We start from the raw sequence: 26,089 nt of genomic DNA on the forward strand, positions 1-26,089 counted from the left end.
AGGTTCTGCGGCCCGCTGTAGACCTGCGGATCGTGCTCGGCGCCCTCGCCCTGCTGGATCTCGTCCCACACCAGCAGGCGCGGCCGGTCGACGCAGCCGAGTTCGTCGAACAGCGCCAGCGCCTGCTCGCGGCAGGCCTGGGTGCAGACCAGCACCGGCGTGCGGCTCAGCTCGACGATCCGGGTCAGGCGCTGGGTCGGATGGCCGGGGTCGAGCGGCAGGTAGCCGGCACCGGCCTTGAAGCTGCCGACGATCATGCCGAGCAGGTCGAGGCCGCGCTCGGCCAGCAGTGCCACCGGCTGGTCGATGCCGACGCCGGCGGCGCGCAGGACGTGGCCGAGGCGGTTGGCCCGGCGGTTCAGCTCGGCGTAGCTCCAGCGCTGCTCCAGGCAACTGGCGGCGATGCGCTGCGGATGGGCCGCCACCTGCGCCTCGAACAGCCGCACGTAGCCTTGCTCCAGCGGATAGTCGCGGGCGCTGCGGTTGCAGCCGTCGAGGAGGAAGTCGCGCTCGTCCTCGCCGAGCAGCGGCAAGGCCTCCAGTTCGCCATGGAAACCGTCGGCCAGGGCCAGCAGCAGGCGCTTGAACTCGCCGAGCAGGCGCTCGACGGTCGGCGCCTCGAAGTAGCGCTGGTCGTAGGACAGGTGCAGGCCGAGGTCATCGCCCGGATAGCAGACCACGGTCAACGGGAAGTTGGTGTGGGTACGCCCGGAGTCGGAACTGGCGTTCAGGCTCTGCGCGCGGTCCAGCACCGAGACTTCCACCGGGGCGTTCTCGAACACGAACAGGCTGTCGAACAGCGGCTGGCCCTTGGGCAGCTCGCTGCTTTCCTGGATGGCCACCAGGGGCAGGTGCTCGTGCTCGCGCAACTCCAGGTTGCGCTCGAACAGCCGGTTCAGCCATTCGCGCACCGTGCAGCGCTGGCCGGCGGCCGGCATCTGCACGCGCAATGGGATGCTGTTGATGAACAGGCCGACGGTGCGCTGCATTTCCGGCATGCCCACCGGACGCCCGGCCACGGTGACGCCGAAGAGCACGTCGCGCTCGCCGCTGAAGCGGCGCAGGGTCAGCGCCCAGGCGGCCTGGGCAAAGGTGTTGACGGTGAGCTGGTAGCGCTGCGCCAGTTCGCGCAGGCGCGCGCCGTCGGCGGCGTCCAGGCGCGTGTAGCGGTCGCCGACGATCATCCCGCCGCTCTCGCCGGCGTGCTCGCGGAGGAACGGGCGGTCGCTGGGCACCAGGGTCGGCCGCTCGAAGCCGCGCAGGCTCTCGCTCCACCAGCGGCGCGACTGCTCCAGGTCCTGGCGTTGCAGCCAGGCGATGTAGTCGCGGTAGCGCGGCGGCGTCGGCAGGTTCGCCGGGCGGCCTTCGCCGAGGGCGCCGTAGATCTCGAAGAAGTCGTTCATCAGCAGGCCACGGCACCAGGCATCGATGAGGATGTGGTGGTTGCTCATCATGAACCAGTAGCGCGCCTCGCCCAGGCGGATCAGGCGCAGGTGGAACGGCGGCTGTTCGAGCAGATCGAAGCCGGCCTCGCGCTCGCGCTTGTGCAGCGCTTGCAGGCGTTCCTCGTGACCGTCCTCCGGCAGCTCGCTCCAGTCGAGGAACTCGATGCGGGTACGGCCGGGCTTGTGGATCACCTGCAGCATCGTTTCGCCGGCATTCCAGACGAACGACGCGCGCAGCGCCTCGTGGCGGGCCACCACCGCCTGCCAGGCGGCGGCGAAGCGCTCGGGATCGAGCGGGCTGTCGATCCGGTAGCGGTCCTGCATGTAGTAGATGCCGGTGCCCGGTTCCAGCAGGGTGTGCAACAGCAGCCCTTCCTGCATCGGGGTCAGCGGATAGACGTCCTCGATCTCGCCGGCCGGCACCGCCAGGGCGTCCAGTTGCGCCTGGCTCAGTTGCGCCAGCGGGAAGTCGGACGGGGTCAGGCCGCCGGCGCCGTCTTCCAGGCAATGCTCGATCAGCGCCTGCAGTTCGGCGAGATAGGCCTGCGCCAGCTCGTTCACCGTCCGCGCGTCGTAGCGCTCGCGGCTGTAGGTCCAGCGCAGCACCAGCTCGCCGCCGTAGACCTGGCCATCGACGCTCAGCTCGTTGGGCAACGGCGCCTGCTCGTCGTGGATCGGCCCGGTGGGCTGGTCCAGCGGTTGGAACAGGGCGTCGGCGAAGCTCTGGTCGAACTGCCCGAGGTAGTTGAAGGTGATCGGCGCCGTCGGCAGCGCGGCCATCGCCTGGCGCACCGCCGGATCGGCGAGGTAGCGCAGCACGCCGTAGCCGAGGCCCTTGTGCGGCACCGCGCGGAGCTGTTCCTTGATCGCCTTGATCGACTCGCCCGGGCTCTGCGCCGGGGTCAGGCGCAACGGGTAGGCGCTGGTGAACCAGCCGACGCTGCGGGTCAGGTCGATATCGTCGAACAGTGCCTCGCGGCCATGCCCTTCCAACTGCACCAGCGCCGATGGCTGCCCGCTCCAGCGGCAGAGCACGCGAGCGAGGGCGGTCAGCAGCAGGTCGTTGACCTGGGTACGGTAGGCCGCCGGCGCCTGTTGCAGCAATTGCCGGGTGCGTTGCGGGTCGAGCCGCAGGCTGACACTTTCCGCCAGCGCCTCGCGGTTGTCGCCCTGCGGGCGGTCGCACGGCCATTCGACCGGCTGCCCACCCAGCCGGGCTTGCCACCAGCCCAGTTCCTCGCGCAGCGATTCGCTGCCGGCGTAGGCCTGCAGGCGTCCGGCCCAGTCGCGGAAGGCGCTGGTCTTGGCCGGCAGCGCCGGTTCGGCGCCCTCGGCAAGCTGACGGTAGACCTGTTGCAGGTCCTCCAGCAGCACCCGCCAGGACACTCCGTCCACCACCAGGTGGTGGATCGCCAGCAGCAGGCGTTGCTCGCCGGCCGGGCCGTCCACCAGCACCGCGCGCAGCAGCGGCCCCTGTTCGAGGTCGAGGCTGCGCTGGGCCTTGGCGAACAGCTCGGCGCATTCGTCGAAGGATTGCACCGGGACGTGCCAGAGCAGTTCCTGTTCGCGCAGCGGACGATGCTGCGCCAGCCACTCGCCGTCGACCTGGCGGAACGCCAGGCGCAGGGCGTCATGCTGTTCGACCAGGCGTTGCAGGGACTTGCGCAGCAGGCCGAGGTCAATGGCCTGCCGCGGCTGCAACAGCAGCGACTGGTTCCAGTGTTCGCGGCGCGCCAGCGGCAGGTCGAAGAACCAGTGCTGGATCGGCGTCAGCGCGCTGTCGCCCTGCACCGGCCCCTGCTCGGCCTGGCTGGCCTGGCTGTGCCGGGCCACCGCGGCGAGGCTCTGCACGGTCTGGTGCTGGAACAGGTCGCGGGGGCTGAAGTGGATGCCGAGCTGGCGGGCGCGGCTGACCACCTGGATCGACAGGATCGAATCGCCGCCCAGTTCGAAGAAGTTGTCGCCGAGGCCTACCCGCTCGACGTTCAGCACCTCGCGCCAGACCCCGGCCAGCTGCTGTTCCAGCACGCTGCGCGGGGCCTCGTAGGCCTGCCGGTTGAGCGCCGGGTCGGGCGCCGGCAGCGCGCGACGGTCGAGCTTACCGTTGGCGGTCAGCGGCAGGCTGGCGAGCAGCAGCAGGTGGGCCGGCACCATGTAGTCCGGCAATTGCTGCTTGAGGTGCGTTTTCAGCGCCTCGCGTAGCGCCGCCTGGGCGTCCTCGTCCTGCTCGGCCACCGCGCTGGCGACATAACCGGCCAACTGCTTGCCGCTCGGGCTGTCGAGCGCCAGGACCAGCGCTTCGCGAACCTGCGGATGCTCCAGCAGGCGCGCCTCGATCTCGCCCAGCTCGATGCGGAAGCCACGGATCTTCACCTGGTGGTCGATGCGGCCGACATATTCCACCAGGCCGTTGTCGCACAGGCGCACCAGATCGCCGGTGCGGTACAGCCGGCCGCCCTCGGCAGCGAAGGGATCGGGCACGAAGCGCTCGGCGCTGAGCGCCGGACGTTCATGGTAGCCGCGCGCCAGGCCGGCGCCGCCGACGTAGAGCTCGCCGGTCGCGCCCTGCGGCACCAGGGCCAGGTCGGCATCCAGGATGTAGGCGACCCGCGCACCGACCACGCTGCCGATCGGCACGCTGGCGGCGCCCTCCTCCAGTCGTTCGGGAGCCAGGCAGGCCAGCGGCATGACCACCGTCTCGGTCGGTCCGTAGGCATTGAAGAACGACGCCGGGGCGAAGGCCTGGCGAATCCGCTGCAGGTGCTCGCCGGTCAGCGCTTCGCCGCCGGTGATGCAGATGCGCACCGGCAACTGCCGGCCCTGGCTCTCCAGCCACTGGGCGAGCTGGCTGCCGTAGCTCGGGGTGAAGCCGAGGATGCTCACGCCCTCCGCGCGGATCAGCTCGCAGATTTCCTCCGCGCCCCACTGGCCCTGGGCCCGCAGCACCACGCGGGCGCCGCACAGCAACGGGGCCAGCAGGCGCTCGCTGGCGGCGTCGAAGTTGATCGAATAGAAGTGCAGTTCGCAATCATCGGCGCGCATGCCGAAGCGCTCGATCACCGCGGCGCAGTGCATGGCGATCTCGCCGTGGGAGACCGCCACGCCCTTCGGCTTGCCGGTGGAACCGGAGGTATAGATCAGGTAGGCCTGGTGCTGCGGACCGCTCAGCGCTGCCAGCGGCGCGGGGTCCTCGGCGTCCAGCGCCGGGCCGTCCTCCTCGAGGCACCAGCGCGCCACGCCTGCCGGCAGCTCGCCGAGGGCCTCGAACAGCGCCGCGTGGCTGAGCAGCAGGCGTACGCCGCTGTCCTCGATCATGTATTGCAGGCGCTCCAGCGGATACTCCGGGTCCAGCGGCACGTAGGCGCCGCCGGCCTTGAGGATCGCCAGCAGGCCGACGACCATCTCCAGAGAACGCTCCAGGGCCAGGCCGACCCGCACTTCCGGGCCGACGCCGTGACTGCGCAGGACGCGCGCCAGGCGGTTGGAGCGGGCATCGAGTTCGGCATAGCTCAGGGTCTGTCCGGCGAAGGTCAGCGCCGGGGCCTGGGGGCTGGCCGCCACGCGGGCGGCGAACAGGCCATGGAGGGTGCCCTGGAGCCCTGCCTCGCCAGCCGTGCCGGCGAGCAGCAGTTGCTTCCGCTCCTCGGTGGCGAACAGCGGCAATTCGGCAATACGCCGCTGCGGGTCGCCCAGCAGCGCCTCCAGCAGGTTCTGCCAGTGTCCGGCCATCCGTGCGATGCGCGGTTCGTCGAACAGGTCGCGGCTGTAGGTCAGGCAGCAGCCGAGGCGCTGGTCGAGGTCGGTGACCTCCAGGTTGAGGTCGAACTTGGTCGCCCGCGCATCGTTGGCGATGTACTCGATGGTCATCCCGGCCAGTTGCCGGGTCTGCTGGAACTCCCAGCGCTGGACGTTGCACATCACCTGGAACAGCGGGTTGTAGGCGGCGCTGCGCGGTGGTTGCAGGGCCTCCACCAGGTGGTCGAACGGCAGGTCCTGGTGCGACTGGCCATCGATCACGGTCTGCCGCACCTGCTCAAGCAGCTCGCCGACGCTCATCTGTCCGTCGAGCCGGCAGCGCAGCACCTGGGTATTGAGGAAGGCGCCGATCAGCCCTTCGCTCTCCGGGCGGATGCGGTTCGCCACCGGCGCGCCGATGCGCAGGTCCTGCTGACCGCTGTAGCGGTAGAGCAAGGCCGCAAGGGTGGCGGTCATGGTCATGAACATGGTCAGTCCGCGGGCGGCGTTGAAGCGGCGCACGCGCTCGGCCAGCTCGGGGCTCAGGTCGAAGCGGTAGAGGTCGCCCTGGTGGCTCTGCACCGGCGGGCGTGGCCGGTCGCCCGGCAGTTCGAGCAGCGGATGCTCGTTGCCCAACTGGGCCTTCCAGTAGTCGAGCTGGCGCTGGCGCTCGCCGCTCTCCAGCCACTCGCGCTGCCACACGCTGTAGTCCAGGTACTGGACCGGCAACGGCTCCAGCGGCGATTCGCGGTCGTCGAGGAAGGCCTCGTAGAGCGCGCCCAGTTCGCGGGCGAAGATGTCCATCGCCCAACCTTCGGTGACGATGTGGTGCAGGGTCACCACCAGGTAGTGCTCGCGCTCGGCCATCTTCACCATGCAGACCCGCAGCAACGGCCCGCTCTCAAGGTCGAAGGGCCGGTGCGCCTCGCTGTCGGCGAGGGTCTGGAGGTGCTGCTGGCGGCTGTCGCGGTCGAGCACGGAGAAGTCCTGCCAGTCCATGTGCAGGCCGCCATCGCCGTGCACGCGCTGTACCGGCACGCCGTCGACGCTGGGGAACGTGGTGCGCAGGGTCTCGTGGCGCTGCACCAGGGCCTGTAGCGCGGCCTCGAAGCGCGCCACGTCCAGCGGCCCGCTCAGGCGCGCCAGGCCGCCGACGTTGTAGGCCGGGCTGTCCGGCTCCAGTTGCCAGAGGAACCACATGCGCTGCTGCGAGTAGGACAGCGGCACCGGCTGCTCGCGGTCGATGCGGCGGATCGCGCCGTGGCTGTCGGTACGTCCGGCAGCCTGGGCTGCGCGGACCTGTTCGCAGAAGCCCTCCAGTTCGCTGGCCTCGAACAGCGCGCGCAACGGCAGTTCGACGTCGCAGGCCTGGCGGGTGCGCGAGACGATGCGGGTGGCCAGCAGGGAATGCCCGCCGAGTTCGAAGAAATCGTCGCGCAGGCCGACCCGCGGCAGGCCGAGCACTTCGCTCCAGATCGCGGCGATACGCCGTTGCAGCTCGGTCCGCGGCTCGACGTGCTCGCGCTGCTGCCAGACCGGCTCCGGCAGCGCCCGCGTATCCAGCTTGCCGCTCGGGCCGAGGGGCATCTGCGCCAGGCGCATCAACTGCGCCGGGACCATGTATTCCGGCAGTTCGGCCTGTAGCGCGGCGCGCAGGCGCTGGTTCTGTTCGGCTTCCGCCTCGGCGCCGGCAGCGCCGGTGTAGTAGCCGACCAACTGGCTGCCGGCCACGCCTTCGCGGATCACCACCACCGCCTGGGCCACCCCCGGCTGCGCCAGCAGGCGTGCCTGGATCTCCTCCGGCTCGATGCGGAAGCCACGCAGCTTGACCTGCTGGTCGAGGCGGCCGAGGTATTCCAGCACGCCGTCGGCGTTCCAGCGCGCGCGGTCGCCGGTGCGGTACAGGCGCGCGCCATCGGCCGAGAACGGATCGGCGACGAAGCGCTCGGCGCTCAGCGCCGGGCGCCCCAGGTAGCCACGGGCCAGGCCCAGGCCGCCGATGCACAGCTCGCCGGCGACGCCGGCCGGCAGCAGGTTGAACTCGGCGTCCAGCACGCGGCAGACCACGTTGCCCAGCGGCCGGCCGATCGGCGAACGCTCGCCGTCTTCCGCACGGCACTGCCAGTGGGTGACGTTGATGGCGGTCTCGGTCGGCCCGTAGCGATTATGCAGGGCCACCGCCGGCAGGCGTTGCAACACGCGGTTGCGCAGCTCCGCCGGAAGCGCCTCGCCGCCGGAGAACAGGCGGCGCAGGCTGCCGCAGGCGGCGACGCCGGGTTCGTCGATGAACAGTTGCAGCAGCGGCGGCACGAAGTGCAGCGTGGTCACCCCGAACTGCCGCACCAGTTCCACCAGGCGCGCCGGATCGCGGTGCTCGCCGGGGGCGGCGAGCACCAGCCGGCAACCGGTGACCAGTGGCCAGAAGCACTCCCACACCGAGACGTCGAAGCTCACCGGCGCCTTCTGCATCAGCACGTCGTTGCCGTCGAGGGCGTAGGTCGCCTGCATCCATTGCAGGCGCTCGGCCAGCGCCGCGTGGGTGTTGCCCACGCCCTTCGGCTGGCCGGTGGAGCCGGAGGTGTAGATGACGTAGGCGAGATTGTCGCCGTGCAGGTGCAGGCCCGGTGCCTGGCTCGGCCAGTTGTCGAGCTTGAGGCTGTCCAGGCAGATCGGCGTGACGCCCTCCGCGCCAGGCAGGCGCTCGAACAGATGGGCCTGGGTCAGTAGCAGCTCGACGCCGCTGTCGGCGAGCATGTAGGCCAGGCGTTCGCTGGGGTAGTCCGGGTCCAGCGGCACGTAGGCGCCGCCCGCCTTGACGATCGCCAGCAGACCGACCAGCAGTTGCGGCGAACGCTCGGCGCAGATCGCCACCCGCACGTCCGGGCCGACGCCCTTGTCGCGCAGGTAGTGGGCCAGGCGGTTGGCCCGGGCGTGCAGCTCGGCGTAGCCGAGGCTGCCGCCGTCCCACTCCAGCGCAATGCGTTCGGCGGACTGCGCCAGTTGCCGCTCCAGCAACTCCGGCAGCCAGGCGCGCGCCGGATCGCAGGGCGCGCTGCCCCATTCGGCGAGGCGCGCCGCCTGCTCGGCGTCGACCAGGACGATATCGCCGAGGCAGCGCTGCGGGTCTTCCGCGACCTGGCGCAGCAGCTCCAGGTATTGCGCGGCGAAACGCCGGATGCTGGCCTCGTCGAACAGGTCCGCGGCGTAGTCGAAATTCAGGGTCAGGCGACCGCGAGCGTCCTCCTCGCTCTGCAGTTGCAGGTCGAACTTGGCTTCGCGGCTGTGCCAGGGCAACTCGTCGGCGAGCAGGCCGGGCAGCCGGCGCAACGCCGACAGGTCGCGCTGCTGGTGGTTGAACAGCACCTGGAACAACTGGCCGCCCTGGCCGCAGGCCGCGAGCACCTGGTCGAACGGCAGGTCCTGGTTGGCCTGGGCGCCGAGGGTCGCCTCGCGAGCCTCGCCGAGCAACGCGGCGAACGGCTGGCGCGCCCGGGGCGTGCCGTGCAGGACCAGGGTGTTGATGAAGAAGCCGACCAGCCCCTGGGTCTCCAGGCGCTGGCGGTTGGCGCTGGGCACGCCGATGCGGATCTCGCCCTGCCCGCTGTGGCGATGCAGCAGCGCCTGGAACGCCGCCAGCAGCCACATGAAGACACTCGCCTCATGGTCCAGCGCGGCCTCGCGGATAGCCCGCGCCAGGGCTTCGTCGACCCGCAGGCTGTAGCGCGCGGCCGGCGACGCCTGGCGCGCCGTGCGCGGATGGTCGGTGGCCAGTTCCAGCACCGGCGCCGCGTCGCCCAGGCGTTCCCGCCAGTAGGCCAGTTGGCGGGCGCCCTCGCCCGCGTCCAACCACTGCCGTTGCCAGGCGGCGAATTCGGCGTAGTGCAGTTCCAGCGGCGCCAGGTCGGCCGGCTGGCCGCCGCAGGCTTCGGCGTAGAGCCGCGAGAATTCGTCGAGCAGCAGGTTCAGCGACCAACCATCGGCGACGATGTGATGCAAGGTGACCCAGAGCTGGTGCTCCTGTTCGTCCAGGCGCACCAGGCTGACCCGCAGCAGCGGCCCCTTTTCCAGGTCGAACGGCTGCTGCGCCTCGGCTTCGCGGCGCTGCGCGGCAGCCGCGGCGCGTTCGTGCTCGGCCAGTGCGGCGAGGTCGACGAACTGCCAGGCGAACTCGCCCCGCTCGTCGATACGCTGCAAGGCCGCGCCGTCGCGCTCGAGGAAACGCGTGCGCAGCGCTTCGTGGCGTTCGACCAGGCGCTGGAAGCTGGCGCGCAGCGCCGCTTCGTCCAACTCGCCGCGCAGGCGCAAGCCGCCGGGGATGTTGTAGGCGGCGCTCTGCGGATCGATCTGCCAGGTCAGCCAGAGACGCTGCTGCGCCGCCGACTGCGGCAGGTCGACACCGCGCGGCAGGTGCGCCATCGGTGCCTCGGCCGGCAGGCCGGCGGCCAGTTGGCGGGCCACCGTGGCACTGAAGGCCTGCAGGGTCGGCGCCTCGAACAGTTGGCGCAGGTCGAGGGCGACGCCGAAACTGTCGCGCACCTGGGCGACCACCTGGGCGGCGTCGATGGAATTGCCGCCGAGCAGGAAGAAGTGATCGCGCGGCGCTACCTGCGCCACGCCCAACCGGGACTTCCAGATCTCGCCGATGCGTGCCAGCAGTTCGTCGTCGCCTGCCGGCGGCTGCGCTTCCTGCACGGCCTCGCGGCCGGGAAACAGCGCATAGCTGTCCAGGCTGCCGTCCTCCAGGCGCAGGCGGCAGGCGGAACGTTGCAGCTTGCCGCTGGATGTCTTCGGCAAGGCGCCGGGATTGAGCAACGCCACCACCTTCGGCGCTTCCTGGTAGGCCTCGGCCACCGCCTGGCGGATCGAGTCGATCAGCTCCTGGGCCGGCACCGATTTCTGGACGCCGCGACCGATCTCGGCGGCAATGCCGATGCCTTCCTCGCCATCGACCGTGACCGCGAAGGCCGCGACCCTGCCCTTGCGCGCCGACGGCACCTCGCTCTCGACGGTGCGTTCGATGTCCTGCGGATAGAGGTTGTGGCCGCGGACGATGAGCATGTCCTTCAGGCGCCCGGTGACGAACAGTTCGCCGTCGCGGAGGAAACCGAGGTCGCCGGTGCGCAGCCAGGTGCGCCCGTCACGCTCGACGAAGGTCTTCGCCGAGGCTTCCGGGTTGCGCCAGTAGCCGTGGGCGATGCTCGGTCCGGCGGCCCAGATCTCGCCGACGCTGTCGTCGCCGAGGACCTCGCCGCTCGCCGCGTCGACGATCAGCACGGCGTGTTCCGGCTGGCTGCGGCCGCAGCACATCAGCACGCTGCCTTCGCCTTCGGCGATGCGGTTGCGCGCCAGCGCCTCGCCATCCACCGCCAGGGCGGGAATGCCCTGACCGCGCTGGCCGCCGGTGACGAACAGGGTCGCCTCGGCGAGGCCGTAGCAGGCGAAGAAACTGGACGCGTCGAAGCGGCTGGCGGCGAATTTCTCGGCGAAGCGTTCCAGGCTGTCCTGGCGGATCGGCTCGGAACCGGAGAAGGCTACCCGCCAGCCGCTCAGGTCGAGACGCTGCAGGGCCGACCCGGCGACCCGCTCGCTGCACAGCCGGTAGGCGAAATCGGGACCGCCGCTGACGGTGCCGCCGTACTGGCTGATGGCTTCCAGCCAGCGCACCGGACGTTCGAGGAAGTAGCGCGGCGACATCAGCACGCAGGGTACGCCGCTGAAGATCGGTTGCAGCAGGCCGCCGATAAGACCCATGTCGTGGTACAGCGGCAGCCAGCTGACGATCACGTCGTCGGCACCGATGCCGAAGCCTCGGCGGATCAGCACCTCGTTGGCGACCAGGTTGCCATGGCTGACCTGCACGCCCTTGGGCAATGCGGTTGAACCGGAGGTGTACTGGAGGAAGGCGATGTGCTCGGGACGCACTTGCGGCTCGTCCCAGGCCTCGGCAACGGCCGGGTCCAACTGGTCGACGCAGAGCAGTTGCGGGGCGTTGGCGGCGGACAGTTGCGCGTTCATCTGCAGCAATGGCTCGCGCAAGTCAGCGGTGGTCAGGACCAGGCGCGGCTCGGCGTCGGCGATGATCGACAACAGGCGTTCCTGGTGATGGCGGCGCGCCGATTCCGGCGGATAGGCCGGCACCGCGATGACCCCGGCATACAGGCAACCGAAGAACGCCGCGACGTAGTCGGGGCCGCTGGGAAACAGCAGCACCGCGCGATCGCCCAGCTGCGCATGGGCCTGCAGGGCCGCGGCGATGCTCCGCGCGCGCAGGTCGAGATCGCGATAGCTGAGGACCACGCCTTCGCCATCGTCCTCGGCGAGGAAGCGCAGCGCCAGGCGCTCGGGCTCCTGGACGGCGCGGCGACGCAGGGCCTGGACCAGGGTGGTGGGGAGTTCGAAGGCGTCCATCATGTGTTTTCCTGCCTGAATTCGGCTTGCAATCGAGTTCTAGTGAGTCCCGGAAACAGTCGTCGCGGCCGCTCCTCAACTGGCGGCGCGCATGCTTCCCCGGACCTTGTCCTTGTGCCAGCGCAGCAGGTGCTGGCCGGCGTAGCGACGCAGCAGGCGCAGCAACTGCCCCTGCTGTTCGCGGATGAAAAAGTGCTGCCCGTCGAGCAGGTCGAGGGTGAAGTCGCCCCCGGCCTCATGCAGCCAGCCGAGCAACTCGGCGCTGCGCAGGCTGTCCTCGCGTCCGCCGAACAGGTGCAGCGCCGCGTCCAGCGGCCCATGCGCCTGGTAGCGGTAGCTGCCGGTGACGAGAAAGTCCGCTCGCACCACTGGCAACAGCATCTGCATCAGCGACGGATCGTTGAGGACGGCCTCCGGAGTACCCCGGTAGTCGCGCAACGCGGCAACCAGTTCGGCGTCGGCCTTGGCGCGCCGGTAGCCGCTGACATCGTTTTCGGCGGGCGGGGATACGCCGGAGAGGAATAGCGCCAGCGGCCCGTCGAGGCCGCGCCGGCGCATGGCATGGGCCAGTTCGAAGGCCAGCAGCCCACCCAGGCTGTGGCCGAAGAAGGCGTAGGGAGAAGCGCTGTCGAGGGTGCCTTGCAGCTCGCTGGCCAATTGCGCGACCAGGCTGGCGGCATCGGTATGCAGGGCCTCGCCGAAGCGAAGGCCGCGCCCCGGCAATTCCAGGGGCAGCAAGCGGATCCAGCCCGGCAGGCTGGGCTGCCAGCGGCGGAACAGCGTGGCGCTGGCCCCCGAGTAAGGCAGGCAGAACAATTGCAGGGAAACGGCCGGGCTCACCTGCCGACCTCCTTGCGCCGCTGTCGTGGCCCTCGTCCGGGGCAGAGCGCTTTCCCATGATCGATCGGCATTTCCGTCTCCTGCTGCGCACGCCGGGGCGCCGGGCACCTGCCCGCGCTGTCACAGAGGGGAACGGATAACAACGGCAAATAATTAGCGCATGTAACCGCAATCTCCGGGCAACCGCGGAGCATTGCGCGAAAGGACGCCAACCCCTATCCATTCTGATGGGTTGTGCCCGGCGCTATCGCCGCATCGGCGATAGCGATGTACGCCATGGAGCGGCCGGGGACGGTTGTCGCAGCGCCTTCGCGCAGTTCTTGCGCGGAACGCCGGCAGGAGCGGCGAGGCGGTCAATACCGATTTCTAACCAGCTGATTCCTAAAGATTATTAAAAAAATTTCGTCTGCGACGCATGACTGCAACATTGGCGCGGCCATCCTTCTGAAACGCCGAAGAATTTCTCCCCTCCATCATTCGCAGCGGCTATTTGCCAGCATGCGGATCATTCACGAATAAAGGTGAGATTGGTTATTTCTTCGTAATTGACAATCATTATCATTCAACATAATTTGTTGCGCCATGTGTGGGTCTTCCCCCACCGCCAGTGCTCTGCAGCCCCCTCCGCAGCAAGGTGATTTCCATGTCGGAACAACTGTCTACCCGCAGATGCGATACCCCGCTCCTCCAGGCTTTCGTCGATAACCGCACGATCCTGGTGAAGATCGCCGCCCGCATTACCGGTTGCCGCTCGCGAGCCGAAGATGTGGTCCAGGATGCGTTCTTCAGGCTCCAGTCGGCGCCGCAGATCACTTCGTCGTTCAAGGCACAGCTCAGCTACCTGTTCCAGATCGTCCGCAACCTGGCCATCGACCACTACCGCAAGCAGGCGCTCGAACAGAAATACTCGGGGCCGGAGGAGGAAGGCCTGAACGTGGTGATCCAGGGCGCCTCGCCGGAAACCTCGCACATCAACTACGCGACCCTCGAACACATCGCGGATGCCCTCACCGAGCTGCCCAAGCGCACCCGCTACGCCTTCGAGATGTACCGCCTGCACGGCGTGCCGCAGAAGGACATCGCCAAGGAACTGGGCGTCTCGCCGACCCTGGTCAACTTCATGATCCGCGACGCCCTGGTGCACTGCCGCAAGGTCACCGCCGAGCGCCAGGGCGACAACGTCACCCATCTCAGCGCCCGCCGCTGACGGCGGCGAGCATTCCTCAACGCCGGTAGCGGCGCACCGACGCCGCCTGCGCCTCGGCCCTGGCGGCGAAATGGGTTCCCAGCAGCAACAGCGCCGCGCGCTTGTGGCGAAAATCGAAGGGTTGGCCGCAGCAGCGGCAAAGGCCCGGCGCGGTTTCGCAGCGCGCCTTTCCCACCGTTGGCCTCGGCGGCTCAACGGGACCGTCCAGGTAGAAATGGTGGACCAGCGCCGCCAACCACTCCGCCACCCGCTCCGGCTCTCCCCGCTCCCGCGGCCCAAGGGCGTAAAGCAAGCCCGTGGGATCGCCACGCCGGCGCTCCTCTTCGATGAATGCGCAGGTCGCGACAGGTTCAGGACGCTCCTGCGCCGGCTCGTGCGACTCGTTGCACGCAGGCCGCTGCCTGTCGCAGCGGGCATATGGATCGGCCTCGCGGCGCTCGAGGGGCGACGGAAACGACAGGCTGGAGGCTGGGGACGGAAGCATGGCCGGCTACTCGTGGGGCTTGCCTGAGTAACGTCGCATCCCGCCGCGAATTTACCCGTCCAGCCCGGCGTCCGGCCGAACGGCCATCAATAGACTTCCGGCACGATGATCTCGCCGGGCGTCGGATGCCTGACGTAATCGGCGTGGCGCAGGCGCTCCGGCAGGTGTACCGGCGGCTGCGGAACTTCCCGGTAGGGCATCTGCTGCAACAGGTGGTGGATGCAGTTCAGCCGCGCGCGCTTCTTGTCGTCGGCCTGTACCACCCACCAGGGCGCCTCGGGAATGTGGGTGCGTTCGAGCATGGTTTCCTTGGCCTTGGTGTAGGCCTCCCAGCGCCGCCGCGACTCCAGGTCCATCGGACTGAGCTTCCACTGCTTGAGCGGATCGTGGATACGGCTGAGGAAACGCAGGTGCTGCTCGGCGTCGGAGATGGAGAACCAGTACTTGAGCAACTGGATGCCCGAGCGCGCCAGCATCTTTTCGAACTCCGGCACGCTGCGGAAGAATTCCTCGTATTGTTCGTCGTTGCAGAAACCCATGACCCGCTCGACCCCGGCGCGGTTGTACCAGCTGCGGTCGAACAGCACGATCTCGCCGCCGGCCGGCAGGTGCGAGACGTAGCGCTGGAAATACCACTGGGTCTGCTCGCGGTCGTTCGGCGCGGGCAGCGCGGCGACCCGGCAGACCCGCGGGTTGAGGCGCTGGGTGATGCGCTTGATCACGCCGCCCTTGCCCGCCGCGTCGCGCCCCTCGAAGAGAATCACCACCTTGTGCCCGGTGTGCACCACCCAGTTCTGCAGTTTCACCAGTTCCCGTTGCAGGCGGAACAGCTCGCGGAAATAGCGGCGCCGACTCAACTCGCCGGGCGCATCCTCCTGCTCGGGACCGAACAGCTCGTCCAGGTTCAGCTCGTCGTCGAGCAGTTCCTGCTCCAGCTCTTCGTCGTGTCGATCGAGCCAGTCGCGACCGATGCGGCCCGAGGTATCGCCATAGGAGTCCATGCGCTGCTCTCCACGTCATGCCGAAATACCGCGAATGCTAGGCGTGTCTTCATGACGATTTGGTGACGGTTCGATGAAAACGTAGCGATCGCCCGCCGTCGAAAACAGTCGAAAGGTCACTGAAAGTCAGAAAATTCCCTAATCATTTGAATGACTTGGCCTAAGCTGGCCAGCCTCTCCGCACTTTCCACATGCTCCGCGCACCCCGGCGACCGCCGGGGCGAACCGCGCCCTTGCGGCGCCATTGATCGGAGATCGACCATGCAAGCGTTTTCCAAACAGCAACTCATCGATGCGCTGAATGCCCAGAGCAGCGACCTGGCCACCCTGCAGAGCCTGGTCATGGGCCTCTACCTGTGGATTCGCGACAGCCATGGCCAGGCCAGCGTCGATGCGGCCTTCCAGCGCGCCCGCGAGGAGGCCAGGCAATTCCGCCAGCAGAGCGGCAACCAGGCTGACGAGCGATTGATCCTGCACCTGGCGGAAATCGTCCGCGAACAACCCTGAGCCATGACCGGCACAGACTGACCGGTTCGGCCTGACTCAAGGCCGCGAGGCAGTCCCGGGCGCCGCGGAATCGACTTTCGCGGTGTCCTCCGCGGGCAGCACCCGGATGGTCGCGGTCACGCCGGCGCGCAAGGTGTTGCGCTGGCGATAGGCGGGATCGATGGCGATGCGCACCGGAATTCGCTGGGCCAGCTTGACCCAGGTATAGCTCGGGTTGATGTTCGCCAGCAGGCGCGAGCCCTCGGCATTCTCCCGGTCGGTGATGGCATGGGCGATGCTCTGCACGCGCCCGTCGAAGCGCTCGCCGCTCATCAGTTCCACCCGCGCCCGGCTGCCGACGCGGATGCCCGGCAACTTGGTCTCCTCGAAGTATCCGCTGACATAGAACGAATCGCGGTCCACCAGCGCCAGCAATGGCACCCCGGCGTGGGCGTAGTCGCCCTCGCGGGTCTGCAGGTTGGTCACGTAGCCGCTGACCGGGGCGCGCACCTGGGTACGTTCGAGATCGAGACGGGCCTGCTGCAAGGCGGCTTCGGCAAGCTCCACGTTGGCCTGGGCCAGGCCGAGGCTGGCCTGGTTCCTCAGCAACTCGGCCTGGGCCAGGCTGACGTCGGTCTGGGCCTTTTCGTTCTCTTCCACCGATAGCATCGAGCGCTTCTGCAATGCCGAGCGCCGTTGCGCCTCGCTGCGGCGCTGGCGCAACTGGGCCTGGCTGGCCTCGATCGCCGCGCGCGACTCGCCCAGCGCCGCCCGCGCCACGTTCACCGCGCGCTCGGCGCGCAGCACCGCCAGTTCATAGCGCGCCGGATCGATGCTGAGCAGCAGCTCGCCCTTCTCCACGGGCTGGTTGTCGCTCAGCGGCAACCGGGTGATCAGCCCGGAAACGTCCGCCGACAGCGTCACCACATCGGCGCGGACCCGCGCGTCACGGGTCCACGGCGTGCGGGTGTAGCGTTCCCAGGCGAGGAACACCAGCGCCGCCGCCACCAGCACCGCCAGCAGGGTGGCCAGGCGCGGCCATTTGCCTTGCAACAGGTTCATCGGGACATCTCTCCCATCCACAGGATCAGACCGGCGCAGATCGCGCAGTACAACGCGCCCTGGAACAGCGCTTCGTGCCAGACCCGCTGCAACACGCCGAAGCGCCGCAACAGCGGGTTGAGCAGCAGCAGGAGCAGCCAGGCCAGCAGCAGCGCCTGGGCGATCGGCGGCAGGTAGGCGCCCCCGACCTCGACATCAGCGGGCATGTCCGCCCTCCTCTTCTGGTTCTTCGACGACCGCCGGTGCGCCGCGGTCCTCCTCCAGCAGCGTCCGATAGCGTTGCAGCGACTGCTGCAGGATCAGTACCGCGACATTCATGATGAAGCGCTGCCGCGTCGCCCCTAGGTCCTTCGACGGCTGCGCCAGCAAGGCCTCCAGGCCCCGGCCGAAACGCCGCAGGGCGGCCAGGGCGAGGTCCTGCCGCGGGGCGCCCGCGCCGCCGGCCACATAGGCGGCGACCTCGCGCAGCGCCTCGCCCAGCAGCGGCTGCAACTCCAGCGGCACCACCCCGGCGTCATGCAGCGGCTCGCGCAGGCGGTTCAACGCCACGCCCATCACCACGCAGCCCAGGGCGCACTGGAAACGTTCCGCCGAAGCCGGCTCCTGGCTCGCCGGCAGCAGGCCGACCATCACCGCCAGGCGATCGATCATCCGCGTCTCGAAGGCAAAGCGCTGCGCCTCGCTGGCCTCGCAACGCGACATTTCCGCGACGTCCTGGCGCGACAGGTAGAGCAGCCGGCGCAGGCGCGGGTCGGCGCGGAACGGATAGACCAGGGCGAACACCAGCACGGCGAGGACCGCCGCGGCGAGGAAGCCGCCGACGAACTCGAACCACTGCGAAGCGTTGCTGTAGTAGACCGCGATATTCTGCGGCGCCACCATCAGCAGGGTCTCCAGGCCGATGCCCATGGCGATCCCGGCGCTCAGCGGGCTGCTCAGGCCGACCGCGACCACGTACAGCAGCAACGCCATCCACAACGCCAGCCACTCGAAGTCGGCGGATGCCGGGAGCAGCACGAACAGCAGCGCCGCCGAGATCAGGATCGCCAGCAGCAGCCCGCGCAGGAAGTTCTGCGCCGCCAGCAGCGGACGCGGGAAGGTCGCCATCAGCGAGCACATCACGCCGACCAGCAGCAGGCTGCTGAGGGCGCCGTTCCAGGCGCTGGTGATCCACAGCCAGGCGGCGCAGGACAAGGCGACGAAAGCGCGCACGGCATTCATCGAGGCCAGCGCCCAGTCCAGGTGCAGCGCCTGCGCCTGGCCACGGCGGTAGAAACTGCTGGCCTGGCGGCCGGACTGGATCGCATCGTTGAGTTCGAGCACTTCTCCCAGGCGCTGGAACAGCCGCGCGTATTCCCAGCGCAGGATCGCCACCTGCGGGCGCAGCGCCGGGCTCAGCGCCTCGTCGTAGGACTCCGCGCGCGTCGCCGCGGCATCGAAGGCCTGGCGCACCGCCTGGAATTCCTCCAGCACCTCGGAGGGTGCCGCCCGCCCCTGCTCGGCCAGTGCGTCCAGCACCCGCAACGCACGATCCAGCAGCGCCTGGATATCCGCCGGCAACGGCCCGACCCAGTGCGCCCGCACCAGCAGGCGATGCTGGCGCAGCAGCAACAGCCGCGAGGCCATCAGCACCAGCAGGTTGCCCAGCAACTGCACCAGGCCATCGGCGCGACGCAGGTTCGGCGCGTCGAAATAGAGGTGCCGGCGCAGGCCGTCCAGCGCGGTGATGCTGGCGACCAGTTGCATCTGCCGCTGGTTGAACGACTCGTCGCCCTCGTCGCCGCGGATCACCGCCGCGGCGTGCCGCGCGGTACTGCGGATCAGGCCGTCGACCTGGGCGAAGTAGCCCTTCGCCACTGCCTGCGGACGCGCGCTGAGCAGGCTGACCAGGGCCACGCAGGCGACGCCCAGCAGGGTCTCGGTGACCCGCACCACGGCGAGCATGAAGGTGTTTTCCGGATCGGGAATCGACAGCACGGCGACGATCACCGCGGTGAAGCCGCTGAGCACGAAGGCGTGCGAGTCGGTGTAGCGCAGCAAGGTGCCGCCGGCGGTGCAGAGCGCCAGCCAGAGTCCCAGGGCGACGAAGAACGGCAACGGTTGCTGGGCGAACAGCGCCATGATCAGCACCGCCACCACGGCGCCGGCGAAGGTACCGAGGACCTGGGCGAAGCTGCGCTTGAGAGCCATCCCGGCCAGCGGCTGGCTGACGATGACCACGGTCATCAGCGCCCACTTCGGCTGCTCCAGGTCGAAGAGGAAGGCCAGGTAGAGGGTCAGCAGCCCGGCGGCGACGGTGCGCAGGGCGAACAGCAGGGTTTCCCGCGGCGGTCGCCAGAGCAAGCGGGCGTAGAATTTCAGCCCTTCCATGCCCGGCCCCGCACCTCCAGGCAACGGTTGGCCGCGGACCAGGCGGCGATGAAGCGACTCGACATGCTGATTTCTCGTTCGGGGTTCATGCGACGGGTTCGCTTCCAGTCTAGAAGGCGCAAGGAAATCCGTGGCCGCCTACGGGGGCGGGCAGGTGCGGTCGGCCACGGAGCGACGAGTCGCAGCTACAGGGTAAAAGCCCCGACGGCCTTCCCGGTAGCGCGTCCAGGCGAAAACCGTTTTCGCTGAGAACGAACGCTGCGGCGCCTTTCGATTGGGTAAGCTTGCTCAGGGCTGGATCGATTTAGCTTGCGAATCAAGCGGATAGAAAGCCCAAGGAAAACGACCAGGAGGAGCCGAGAATGCGTCGAGCGATTGCCACTGTATCGTGGGCCCACCGATGAGCCTGCGCTTCGACGATATCGAAGCCTTCCTCAATGTCGCCGAACTCAACAGCGTGACGTCGGCGGCCGAGCGCATGAGCCTGTCCAAGTCGGTGATCAGCAAGCGCGTCAGCGATCTCGAACGACGCCTCGGCGTCCGCCTGCTCTATCGCACCACGCGCAACGTCGAGCCGACCGAGGCCGGGCATTTCTTCTACAAGGCCGCCAAGGCCTCGCTGCAGGAACTCAACAACGCCGCGGAGATCGTCGCCCTGCGCGAGAACGACCTGTGCGGCGAATTGCGCATCGTCACCCCGATGAGCTTCGGCACCCTCTGGCTGTCGCCGATCATCGCCGACTTCATGAGCCAGCACCCGCGCCTGGAGATCGTCCTGCAAATGGACGACCGCCTCACCGACTTCGAGAAGGAAGGCTACGACCTGAGCATCCGCGTCACCCGCCTGGACGACAGTTCGCTGATCGCCAGGCCGCTGGCCAACAGCCAGCGGGTGGTCTGCTGCAGCCCCGACTACGCGCAACGCCACGGTACGCTGGACACCCTCGAACAACTGATGCAGCACGAGTGCCTGGGCTACAACAACGCCACGCCGAGCCAGGTCTGGACCTTCGAACCGGCGTTCCCCGGCGCCAAGCCCCGCGCCGTCTCGCCACGCGGCCGCTTCAGCAGCAACAACGGCCAGGCCATGCGCGACGCCGCCCTGCGCGGCCAGGGACTGGCGTTGCTGCCGCTGTTCATCGTCGCCGAGGACCTCAAGAGCGGCCGCCTGGTGGACGCCGCGCCCGGCCTGCGCCCACTCGACGACGTGATCTACGCGATGTATTCGCGGGCGGCGGCTATGTCGCCGAAGGTCAAGGCGTTCATCCAGCATCTCCAGCAGGCGCTGTCGATTCCGCCCTGGGGCAACGGCTGAGCGACCGAACCATTCCGGCGACGCTCCGGTCAGATACTGGGTATGCGGAGAAGACTCCCAGGAGCCTGTCGTCTCTCCCCCGTCCGGCCCCCGGCCCACAAAGGAGAACTGCCATGATCGTGCGTACCCTGCTCATCGCCGCCGCCCTGCTCGGCGGCACCGCCCAAGCCGCCGAGAGCACCGACCTGTGCGGCGCCAACCTGCAGAAGCTGGACGATATCCTCGCCGTGCGCGGCAAGACCTCGGTCACCGGTGCGCGGGTCACCGAGGTCAAGGAACTCCAGGCCAAGGCCAGGCAGGACCAGGCCAGCGGCGACACCAAGGGCTGCATCACCGCCACCACCCAGGCCCTGCAGATCCTGCAGAACGCCGGGAAGAAATGATCCGCGACAGACGCAAGGCGGATAACCGCAAGCGGTTATCCGCCCTCCCCCAATGCAACCCTCCGTAGGGCGAATAGCGCCGCAGGCGTTATCCGCCGACACTCCAGCCCCCGCCCCGACCGCGTCCGATTTCGCTCACTCGAAGCGCAGGCTTTCCCGTACCGCGCGGATTTCCGCCTGGCTGGCGTCGTAGGCCTCGGCCAGGCCGGCATAGGACAGCGAATAGGCCGAGGTCTTGCCGGCCGCGGTGAGCAAGGTCTGCTTCATCACCACGGCGCCGCGCTGGCGAATGGTGCAGGTGGTCTCCAGCGCCGCCAGCCCGCCGGTGGTGGACGGCTGCGGCGAGGTGCAGGCGGTCTGCAGGCCGTTGCGCAGGAACTCGATCTGCACCAGCTTGCGCATGTGCCCGAGGACTTTCTCCAGGTTCACTGCCTGCCCGCTCTGCAGGGGCATCCGCGTCACTTCCATCACCAGTGCCTGGGAGCCGTCTGCCTGCAACTTGACCGCGCGCTGGCGCTGGCCGGCGCCGGCCTGGCCGGGCTGCGCGGCGGGCAGGTCGCTGACCTGCCAGCCCGCCGGCCAGCGCGCCATCGACGCCTCGGCCAGGCTCAGCGCGGACAGCGTGCCGACCGCCAGGGCCAGCCAGCGCCAGCCGTTGCGTCGCGTTTGCGCCTGCCTCACGGTGTACCCTCCTCTTCGCGTCCCTCCACGGCCGGCCGGGGCTGCCCGAGGGGCTCCTCGAAACGCAGCAGGCGTCCGGCATTGCCCAGCACCAGCAAGGTGCTGAGGTTGTGCAGCAGCGCCGCGACCATCGCCCCGGCCGCGCCGAGCAGGCCAAAGGCTGCCGCGGCGACGATCGCCAGGGTCCAGCCGAGGCCGATCGCCACGTTGACCTGCAGGGTCCGCCGGCATTGCCGGCTGAGCCGCACGCAGGTGCCGAGCCGGCGCAGGTCGCTGCCGATCAGCACGATATCCGCCGAGGCCAGGGCGATGTCGGCGCCGCCGGCACCCATTGCCACCCCGACCACACCGGCCTTCAGCGCCAGCGAATCGTTGATGCCGTCGCCGACCACCATCGGCCGGAAACCGCTGCCGATCTCCGCGCCGACCTGGCGCAGCTTGTCCTCCGGCAACGCCTGCGCCACCAGTTGGCGAATCCCCACCTGCTTGGCCACGGCGTCGGCCACCGCCCGGCGATCGCCGGTCAGCAACAGTTGCCGGCCCAGACCCAGTTCGCGCAGATCGGCCAGGGCCTCGGCGGCCTCCGCGCGTACGCTGTCGGCCAGCAGCAGCCAGCCGAGGAAGCGCCCGTCCAGGGCGATTCCGGCGATCGGCCCCTCGTGCTCCGGCACCTCGCTGGCGTCGATGCCCAGTTGCTGGAACAGTTCGGGCCGGCCGAGGGCGGCTTCGCCCGCCGCTGTTCGTGCGACCACGCCGAACCCCTGGCGTTCGCGGATATCGCTCAATGGATGATAGGCATCGTGCGCCGCCAGGGCCGCCAGCGCTCGGCTCACCGGGTGGCTGCTGGCGGCGCCGAGGCTGGCGGCCAGGCGCAGCACCGACGCCTCCTCGGCGGCATCGGCCAGGCGCAGCGCCTGCAGGCGCAGGCTGCCGTGGGTCAGGGTGCCGGTCTTGTCGACCACCAGCGAAGTCAGGTCCGCCAGCTCTTCGAGGAAGGCCGAGCTGCGGATCAGGATGCCGTGGCGGGCGGCCACGGCGATCCCGGCGATGGCAGTGGCCGGGGCGGACAGCACCAGGGCGCAGGGACAGGCGGCGACCAGCACGGCGAGCATGGCCTGGGCATCGTTGGTGACGAACCAGGTGACCGCGGCGATCAGCAACACCAGCAACATGTACTGCCCGGCATAGCGCTCCAGCAGGCGGGTGATCGGCGGCTTGGCGCGCTCGGCCTGCTGCATCAGGCCGATCACCTTGCCCAGGGTCGAGGCCTCGCCGGTACGGGTTATCTCGATGCGCAGCAGGCCGTCGAGGTTGATCGCGCCGCCGTAGACCTCCATTCCCGGCGCCACCTCGAGCGGCACCGACTCGCCGGTGATCGGCGCGGTGTCGAGACTGGCCTGGCCCTGCAGGACCCGCCCGTCGGCCGGAACCCGGTCGCCGGCACGCACTTCCACCTGGTCGCCCGCTCGCAGGCTGGCGTTGTCCACCTCGCTCAGGCTGCCGTCGGCCTCGATCCGCCGGGCATGGCTGCGGGTCAGCTCGCCGAGGGCGGCGATGGCCTCCTGGGAGCCGATCACGCTGCGCTCCTCCAGCACATGGCCGAAGATCATGATGATCGGCAGCAGCGCGGCGGTCAGCAGGTCGCCGCTGGCCCAGGCGCCGAGCATGGCCAGCGCGATCAACTGGTCGGTGACGCCGTGCAGGCTCGGATGCCGCAGGCTGTCCCAGGCCGAGCGGGCCACCGGCAGCGCCACCAGCAGCGACGCGACGCCGAGCAGGATCTGGCTGACCCCGGCCTGGTCCACCGCCAGCCAGCGCCAGGCCAGGCCGAGCAGCAACAGGCCGAGGGCGAGCATCGCCAGGCTCAGTTGGCGGGCGGCGCGGCGCTGCTCGTCGCGGCTGAGCAGGCCGCCGCCGAACGGCAGGTGATGATGGTGATGCGCGCAGCCGCCATGGCTGCCGTGGGCGGTCGGCTCGCTCATGCGCACCTCCCGGGGCGAGCCGCGGCGGCTATTGCGGGAAGCGCGCGTCCGGCCGGCGTACGTAGTCCAGGGCTTCCTTCTCGGTGAGCTCCCAGATCTGCTTGACCTGCCCGTTGTTGTCGCTCTTCAGGCCGACGAAGCTGCCCTTGAGCTGGGGCATGCGGCCATAGACGATGAACAGGTTCTGCGCCGTGCGGATGCGCACCGACGGCGCCACCGAATAGCTGACGGTCTTCTTCCCCAGCCCCAGGGTGAGCACGCTGCGCAGCAGGCTCTGCTTGGGCTTCTTCAGGGTGATGACCGGGTACTGCGCGCTGGCCACGAAGCCCACCAGCATGTCGCTCGGCAACTGCCGCGCCAGCGCCTCGCCGCCGCACAGCAACAGCGCCAGCCCGCACAGCAGGGCCCTGCCCGGTGATAGCCGCGCACCGTTGCCCGTGAATGGAATACCGCCTGCCGTCATTGCCCGTCCCGTTCGCCTGGTTGTTCGACTCGGCGCCGCGTTCCGCTGGCGGAGGCGCGTACCGAAGGTTGATGCCGACGCAGGGTAGCCGTTTCACGTTCGCTTGTCCGTCCATTGTTTCACAGCCCGCGAAGGGCGCCCTCGGGCAGCGGCTCATGGCTGCCCGCCTTGCAGGATCAGGCGGCCGTCGTCGCGCGGATCGACGCTGCCGACCGAACCGGCCTTGCCGAGGATCGCCGGCACCCGTTCGCGGTACAGGCGCCAGAGCAGGCCGGGATCGGTCGCGCCCAGCGCCGGGGCCAGGCCAACGATGCTGGCGGTGTCGCGGCGCGCCTGGGCCAGCCGTTCGCCAGCCTCGGCGCGGGCGAGCTGCAGAGTGCGGTCGGCCCCCTCGGTGGCGGCCTGGGTGAGTTTCTCCGCCTCGGTGCGCGCCTTGGCGACGTTCTGCTCGGCCAGTTGGCTGGCGGTCAGCACCGCGTTGAAGGCGCTCACCGCATTGCGCGGCAGGCTCGACTGCACGTCGACCCGCACCACCTGGATGCCCAGCCCGCTGTCCGCCGCGGCCAGCGCCGCCAGGCTGTGGTTGATGCCCTGCACCAGATCGCCGCGCAGGCGTTCGCGGCGCTCGGCGACCGCGCTGTCGTTGCCGAGCAGCTCCGGGCGCGCCACCAGGATGGTGTCCAGGTCGCGTGCGGCGCAGACCTGCACGGCGTTGCGCGCCACCAGCCGGTCCAGCGCCGGCAGCACATGGGCGCCCTGGAGGACGTAGGCGTACGGGTCGTCGACCTTGTAGAACACCCGCACGTCCAGTTGCACCACCCCGGCGTCGCCGGTCAGCAGGTAGCCGGAGCCGGCCAGCGCGTCGCTGGACAGGCTGACGTCGAGGTCGGCGCGACGCGCCTGCTCGGAGCGCAGCAGGCCCTCGACGCGGCGTTCGATCACCTGTTCGGCGGAAGGCAGCAGCACCACTTGCTCCAGCGGCTGCGGCCAGGCCAGCAGCAGGCCGGGACCGGCCAGGCGCTCCAACGCGCCCAGGCGCAGCACTACGGCGCGGTTCTCCGGGCCGATCTGGCGGACGTTGGAAAACGCCCAGGCCAGCGCCGCCAGGAGGGTCACGCCGAACAGAGCGAGGAACGCCAGGCGTCCGGCCTGCAGCCAGGGGCTGCGCAGCCCCTCGCGCGCTTCGCCGCTCATGGCCGGCGCCCGTTGGCCGGCGCTTCGGCGGGGAGCGCCGGCGGCCCGTCGACCAGCACGCGGAACGGTGCGGCATCGGTGCGCAAGACCAGCCGGGTATCGCCATTGACGATGGTGCCGAGGGTGTCCAGCGAGCGCAGCAGGTTGTACAGCTGCGGCGAACCGGCGTAGGCCTTGCCGTAGATGCGTGCCGCCTCGACCCGCGCCTGGGCCTCGATCTCCGCGGCTTTCACCGAAGCCTCGGCCTGGATCACCCGGGCGTCGCGCTCCGCCGCCGAACGGATCTCCGCGGCCTGGCGACGGCCCTCGGCGGTACGCTCGGTGGCGATGGTCTCGCGCTCGGCGCGCATGCGATCGACGGTGGCGCCGAGGGTCACCTTGGGCAGGGTCAGGCGCTCGATGCCGACCTGCACCACCTTGACCCCGTAGGTCGCCAGCAACTGATGGTCGATCTGTTCGCGCAGGCGCGCTTCGAAGTCGCCGATACGCACCCGCGACGCCTCGGTATTCACCAGGTCGGCCAGGTCATAGGCGCTGGCGGTGGTTTCCAGCGCCGAGCCGACGAAGGTGCGCAACTGCCGGGCAGCCTCGTCCGGCTGGTTGCGCACCGCGCGCATGAAGCGCTGCACGTTGTCGGCGTCGCCCTGGACCTGCCAGGCCACGTAGGCCTGGACGATGATCCGCAGGCCATCGCGGGTACCGACGTCCTGCAGGCCGCTGGAGGTGGTGCGCAGGCGCAGGTCGACCGGGATCGCGCTCTCGAACGGCAACGGCAGGCGCCAGGCCAGGCCCGGTTCGAGCAGGACCCGCGCCGGGTTGCCGAAACGGGTGATGACCATCGCCTCGCCGGAACGCACTTGCACCAGGCAAGCGGCGGCGACGGCGAACAGCACCAGCAGCGCGGCGACCAGCAGCCGGCGCCAGGGCGGCGCGGCCTGTGCGCCATGGCCGTGATCGTGATCGTGATCGTGATCGTGATCGTGATGATGCTCGTGGTGGCTGTGCGAGTGGGAGTGACCGAGGCTCAAGAGCG

General features: G+C 69.4%; 16 protein-coding genes. 4 read left to right on the plus strand and 12 right to left on the minus strand.

What is annotated here, in order from left to right; translation table 11 throughout:
• Together pvdL and pvdG are read right to left on the minus strand one after the other, a co-directional pair.
• Positions 1-11,591: pyoverdine non-ribosomal peptide synthetase/polyketide synthase PvdL (gene pvdL / locus HMPREF2886_RS22765; RefSeq protein ID WP_256562566.1), on the minus strand; the 11,591-nt coding region annotated here is incomplete at its 3' end.
• A gap of 72 nt (positions 11,592-11,663) precedes the next feature.
• The gene (pvdG, locus tag HMPREF2886_RS22770; protein ID WP_042170648.1) at positions 11,664-12,428 is read right to left on the minus strand and encodes a pyoverdine biosynthesis thioesterase PvdG; all 765 of its coding nucleotides are present in this window, start codon (positions 12,426-12,428) and stop codon (positions 11,664-11,666) included.
• 643 nt (positions 12,429-13,071) lie between these two features.
• Here pvdG and pvdS point away from each other — a divergent pair.
• Positions 13,072-13,635, plus strand: a complete 564-nt coding sequence (pvdS, locus tag HMPREF2886_RS22775; RefSeq protein WP_003113068.1) for a pyoverdine signaling pathway sigma factor PvdS — start codon at positions 13,072-13,074, stop codon at positions 13,633-13,635.
• A 16-nt stretch (positions 13,636-13,651) separates the two neighbouring features.
• Here pvdS and HMPREF2886_RS22780 read toward each other — a convergent pair whose 3' ends face one another.
• Positions 13,652-14,119, minus strand: coding sequence for a hypothetical protein (locus tag HMPREF2886_RS22780; RefSeq protein ID WP_033978285.1), 468 nt, complete (start codon positions 14,117-14,119; stop codon positions 13,652-13,654).
• Positions 14,120-14,205: 86 nt separating this feature from the next.
• Positions 14,206-15,120, minus strand: a complete 915-nt coding sequence (gene ppk2 / locus HMPREF2886_RS22785; RefSeq protein WP_003089666.1) for a polyphosphate kinase 2 — start codon at positions 15,118-15,120, stop codon at positions 14,206-14,208.
• Between the two features lie 261 nt (positions 15,121-15,381).
• Here ppk2 and HMPREF2886_RS22790 point away from each other — a divergent pair, with 261 nt between their 5' ends.
• Entirely contained in the window at positions 15,382-15,627 is a 246-nt protein-coding gene (locus HMPREF2886_RS22790) for a hypothetical protein (RefSeq protein WP_003113070.1), read from the plus strand.
• Between the two features lie 36 nt (positions 15,628-15,663).
• Here HMPREF2886_RS22790 and HMPREF2886_RS22795 read toward each other — a convergent pair whose 3' ends face one another.
• The 3 genes from HMPREF2886_RS22795 to HMPREF2886_RS22805 are packed head-to-tail and all read right to left on the minus strand — an operon-like array spanning position 15,664 to position 19,038.
• On the minus strand, positions 15,664-16,668 hold the full coding sequence (locus tag HMPREF2886_RS22795; RefSeq protein WP_070748433.1) for an HlyD family secretion protein: 1,005 nt from the start codon (positions 16,666-16,668) through the stop codon (positions 15,664-15,666).
• Positions 16,665-16,874, minus strand: a complete 210-nt coding sequence (locus tag HMPREF2886_RS22800) for a DUF1656 domain-containing protein (protein ID WP_033973676.1) — start codon at positions 16,872-16,874, stop codon at positions 16,665-16,667. The genes HMPREF2886_RS22795 and HMPREF2886_RS22800 overlap by 4 nt, the downstream gene beginning before the upstream one ends.
• Positions 16,864-19,038 carry an FUSC family protein gene (locus HMPREF2886_RS22805; protein WP_070748435.1) on the minus strand — a complete coding sequence of 725 codons (2,175 nt, stop codon included), beginning with the start codon at positions 19,036-19,038 and terminating at the stop codon, positions 16,864-16,866. The genes HMPREF2886_RS22800 and HMPREF2886_RS22805 overlap by 11 nt, the downstream gene beginning before the upstream one ends.
• 400 nt (positions 19,039-19,438) lie before the next feature.
• On the opposite strand from HMPREF2886_RS22805, the gene HMPREF2886_RS22810 reads away from it, so the two are divergent.
• Positions 19,439-20,353 (plus strand): LysR family transcriptional regulator, encoded by a 915-nt coding sequence (locus HMPREF2886_RS22810; RefSeq protein WP_033973678.1) that lies wholly within the window; start codon positions 19,439-19,441, stop codon positions 20,351-20,353.
• Between the two features lie 113 nt (positions 20,354-20,466).
• Positions 20,467-20,736: a hypothetical protein gene (locus HMPREF2886_RS22815; protein WP_003089681.1), complete on the plus strand. Its 270-nt coding sequence runs from the start codon at positions 20,467-20,469 to the stop codon at positions 20,734-20,736.
• Between the two features lie 135 nt (positions 20,737-20,871).
• Here the strand turns inward: HMPREF2886_RS22815 and HMPREF2886_RS22820 are convergent, their stop codons facing one another.
• The 5 genes from HMPREF2886_RS22820 to hflC form a co-directional block, all read right to left on the minus strand.
• The gene (locus tag HMPREF2886_RS22820; RefSeq protein ID WP_003116899.1) at positions 20,872-21,417 is read right to left on the minus strand and encodes a DUF4946 domain-containing protein; all 546 of its coding nucleotides are present in this window, start codon (positions 21,415-21,417) and stop codon (positions 20,872-20,874) included.
• Positions 21,414-23,399, minus strand: a complete 1,986-nt coding sequence (locus tag HMPREF2886_RS22825) for a cation-translocating P-type ATPase (protein ID WP_070748437.1) — start codon at positions 23,397-23,399, stop codon at positions 21,414-21,416. The genes HMPREF2886_RS22820 and HMPREF2886_RS22825 overlap by 4 nt, the downstream gene beginning before the upstream one ends.
• A 28-nt stretch (positions 23,400-23,427) precedes the next feature.
• Positions 23,428-23,862 (minus strand): hypothetical protein, encoded by a 435-nt coding sequence (locus tag HMPREF2886_RS22830; protein ID WP_003089693.1) that lies wholly within the window; start codon positions 23,860-23,862, stop codon positions 23,428-23,430.
• 153 nt (positions 23,863-24,015) lie between these two features.
• Positions 24,016-25,056: a protease modulator HflK gene (hflK, locus tag HMPREF2886_RS22835; RefSeq protein WP_039028021.1), complete on the minus strand. Its 1,041-nt coding sequence runs from the start codon at positions 25,054-25,056 to the stop codon at positions 24,016-24,018.
• The gene (gene hflC / locus HMPREF2886_RS22840) at positions 25,053-26,084 is read right to left on the minus strand and encodes a protease modulator HflC (protein ID WP_023087473.1); all 1,032 of its coding nucleotides are present in this window, start codon (positions 26,082-26,084) and stop codon (positions 25,053-25,055) included. The genes hflK and hflC overlap by 4 nt, the downstream gene beginning before the upstream one ends.
• Positions 26,085-26,089 lie beyond the last annotated feature (5 nt).

The organism is Pseudomonas sp. HMSC066A08 (genome assembly GCF_001813025.1).
GTDB classification, from domain to species: Bacteria; Pseudomonadota; Gammaproteobacteria; order Pseudomonadales; family Pseudomonadaceae; genus Pseudomonas; species Pseudomonas aeruginosa.